This window comes from Micromonospora globispora, assembly GCF_003857015.1.
In the GTDB taxonomy this organism is placed as follows: domain Bacteria; phylum Actinomycetota; class Actinomycetes; order Mycobacteriales; family Micromonosporaceae; genus Micromonospora; species Micromonospora globispora.
This window is the reverse complement of the sequence record NZ_QGGF01000560.1, coordinates 1-3,181: the sequence shown is the minus strand read 5'-3', so window position 1 is coordinate 3,181 and position 3,181 is coordinate 1. Positions and strand designations below refer to the sequence as shown.

Annotated in this window: 3 protein-coding genes and 1 pseudogene; all 4 read left to right on the top strand. The window is 69.3% G+C overall.

All coding sequences use genetic code 11. The annotated features are described in order from the left end of the window. Positions 1–961 (top strand): carbohydrate ABC transporter permease (locus DKL51_RS28845; RefSeq protein ID WP_260428702.1); only part of this gene is annotated, 961 nt, incomplete at its 5' end. Next, complete coding sequence (locus DKL51_RS28840) at positions 958–1,773, top strand: carbohydrate ABC transporter permease (protein ID WP_109944224.1); 816 nt, start codon at positions 958–960, stop codon at positions 1,771–1,773. The genes DKL51_RS28845 and DKL51_RS28840, both read left to right, overlap by 4 nt. A gap of 7 nt (positions 1,774–1,780) precedes the next feature. Then, on the top strand, positions 1,781–2,929 hold the full coding sequence (gene dgoD / locus DKL51_RS28835) for a galactonate dehydratase (protein ID WP_124812777.1): 1,149 nt from the start codon (positions 1,781–1,783) through the stop codon (positions 2,927–2,929). 2 nt (positions 2,930–2,931) lie between these two features. Continuing rightward, a pseudogene (locus DKL51_RS35315) lies at positions 2,932–3,181 on the top strand (hypothetical protein); the annotation flags it as partial.

Genomic DNA, 3,181 nt, shown 5'->3' with positions numbered 1-3,181 from the left:
CCCCGGAGATCCCATGGCAACAGTGACCACTCCCACCCGAGCGCCCGGCGGCGCCTCGGCGATGCCCGACACGCCCGGCTGGGCGCGCTGGGCCAACGACCACCGCAAGTGGCTCTTCGCGACGCCGGCGATGGTCTTCGTCGCGGTGCTGATCGTCTTTCCGCTGGCCTGGACCGGCTACCTCAGCCTCACCGACGCCGAGGGCTCCGTCCGCGCCGAGAGCGAGTTCGTCGGCTTCCGCAACTACATCGACGTGCTGACCGACACCGACCGGTTCTGGCCGGCCGTCGGGCGGACCGCCACCTTCACCCTCGTCGCGCTCCTCTTCGAGGTCGTCCTCGGGATGGCGATCGCGCTGCTGCTGTGGCGCCCGTTCCGGGGCGAGAAGTGGGTCCGGGTGGCGATCCTGATGCCGCTGGTCGCCACCCCGGTCGCGGTCGGCATGATGTGGCGGCTCATCTTCGACCCGAACATCGGCCTGGCCAACCAGATGCTCGGCTGGATCGGCATCGGACCCCAGCCGTGGCTCGCCGGCCAGCACTCCGCGCTGCCCACCACCATCTTCATCGACGTCTGGCAGTGGACGCCGATGGTGGTGCTGATCCTGCTCGCCGGCCTCACCTCGCTCTCCGACGAGCCGCAGGAGGCCGCCATGATCGACGGCGCCAGCACCTGGCAGCGCTTCCGGCACGTCACCCTGCCACTGCTGATGCCGACCGTGATCGTGGCGATCCTGCTCCGCGGCATCGACGCGCTGAAGACCTTCGACATCCTCTACGCCACCAAGGGGCGCGGCGGCGGTTCCTTCCACGAGGTGGAGACCCTCAACGTGTATGCCTACGGCCTCAGCTTCGACTACAACGAGTACGGCGTCTCCTCCACCGTGCTCATCCTGTTCTTCCTGATCATCATCGGGTCGATGTGGGCCCTGACCGCCCGGCGCAAGGAGGCCAAGCGATGAAGCCTCGTACCCCGTACAAAGTGTTCCGGGTGGTCGCGCTCGTCGTGGTGGTGCTGTCGCTGATCGCGCCGCTGCTCTGGATGATCGCCGCGTCGTTCAAGACCAACGTCGACATCTACGACACGGGCAAGGCCCTGGTCTTCTCGCCCACCGTGGAGAACTACGCGAACGTCCTCAAGCAGGCGCACTACGTGCAGTTCATCGGCAACAGCCTCTGGGTGGCGTTCGCCGCCACCGTGCTGTCGCTGATCCTCGGTGTACCGGCGGCCTACTCGATGAGCCGGTTCAACATGAGGAAGTCGGCGCTGGTGGTGCTGATGGCCCGGGTCATCCCCGGCGTCTCGCTGCTGGTGCCCTGGTACTACGTCTTCTCGAACCTGAAGATGGTCGGCGGCTTCGGGGTGCTGATCCTCAGCCACATGTTCGTGTCGCTGCCGCTGATCGTCTACATCATGATGGGCTTCTTCGACGGCCTGCCGGAGGAGCTGGAAGAGGCGGCGCTGGTCGACGGGCTGACCCACATCGGCGCGTTCCGCCGGATCACCCTGCCGCTGTCCGTGCCGGGCATCGCGACCGCGGGCATCCTGTCCTTCATCTTCTCCTGGAACAACTTCATGTTCGCCCTGGTGCTCTCCGGCGCGAACACCAAGACGCTGCCGGTGGCGATCTTCGACTTCGTCGGCTACGCCAGCATCGACTGGGGCGGCCTGATGGCGGCGGCCACCGTGGTCACCCTGCCGATCATGCTGATCGCTCTGTTCGTGCAGAAGTACGTGGTCTCCGGACTCACCGCCGGCGCGACGAAGGGCTGAGCAGATCATGACGACCATCGAGCGGATCGAGACCTTCCTCGTCGCACCCCGCTGGCTCTTCGTCCGCGTCGAGACCGCCTCCGGCATCGTCGGCTGGGGCGAGGCCACCTGCGAGGGGCGCTCGGAGACCGTCCGGACCGCCGTCGAGCAGCTCGCCGAGCTGCTGATCGGCCAGGACGCGCTGCGGATCGAGGACCACTGGCAGGTGATGACCAAGGGCTCCTTCTACCGGGGTGGGCCCATCCTGGCCAGCGCCGTCTCCGGGCTCGACCAGGCGCTCTGGGACGTCGCCGGCAAGCACTTCGGGGCCCCCGTGCACCAGCTGCTCGGCGGCCCGGTCCGGGACCGGATCCGGGTCTACGGCTGGGTCGGCGGCGACGAGCCGAACGAGGTCCGCGACCACATCGCCGCCCAGGTCGAGGCCGGGCTGACCGCGGTCAAGATGAACGCCTCCGGGAAGATGAGCCCGGTCGCCTCGGTCGCCGAGCTCGACGGGGTGGTGGCCCGGGTGGCCGCCGCCCGCGAGGTGCTCGGCGACGACCGGGACGTGGCGGTCGACTTCCACGGCCGGTTCACCCTCGCCACCGCCAAGCGCGTCGCGCCGCTGCTGGAGCCGTTCCGGCCGTTCTTCCTGGAGGAGCCGGTCGTACCGGAGAACTCGCACCTCATCGGCGACTTCGTCCGGTCGACCACCACCCCGGTCTCGACGGGGGAGCGGCTCTACAGCCGGCAGGAGTTCCTGCCCGTCCTCCAGGCCGGCATCGCGGTCGCCCAGCCAGACCTCTCGCACGCCGGCGGCATCACCGAGGTACGCAAGATCGCCGCGCTGGCCGAGGTGTACGACGTGCAGCTCGCCCCGCACTGCCCGCTCGGGCCGATCGCCCTGGCGGCCTGCCTGCAGGTCGGCTTCGCCACGCCGAACTACCTGATCCAGGAGCAGAGCATCGGCATCCACTACAACCTCGGCGCCGAGGTGCTCGACTACTGCCTCGACAAGACCCCGCTCACCTTCGTGGACGGGTACGTCGAGCGGCTCACCGCGCCCGGCCTGGGCATCGAGATCGACGAGCAGGCGGTACGCGCCGCCGACAAGCGCGGCCACGCCTGGCGCAGCCCGATGTGGCGGCACCGGGACGGCTCCTACGCGGAATGGTGACCATGACCTTCGACCTCACCGCCGAACTCGCCGCCGCCCGCCTGCTGGCGGTCATCCGCGGCACCGACACCGCCGCCGCCATCGCCACCGGCACCGCCCTGCTCGCCGAGGGCGTACGGGTGGTGGAGGTGGCCCTGACCACGGTCAAGATGAACGCCTCCGGGAAGATGAGCCCGGTCGCCTCGGTCGCCGAGCTCGACGGGGTGGTGGCCCGGGTGGCCGCCGCCCGCGAGGTGCTCGGCGACGACCGGG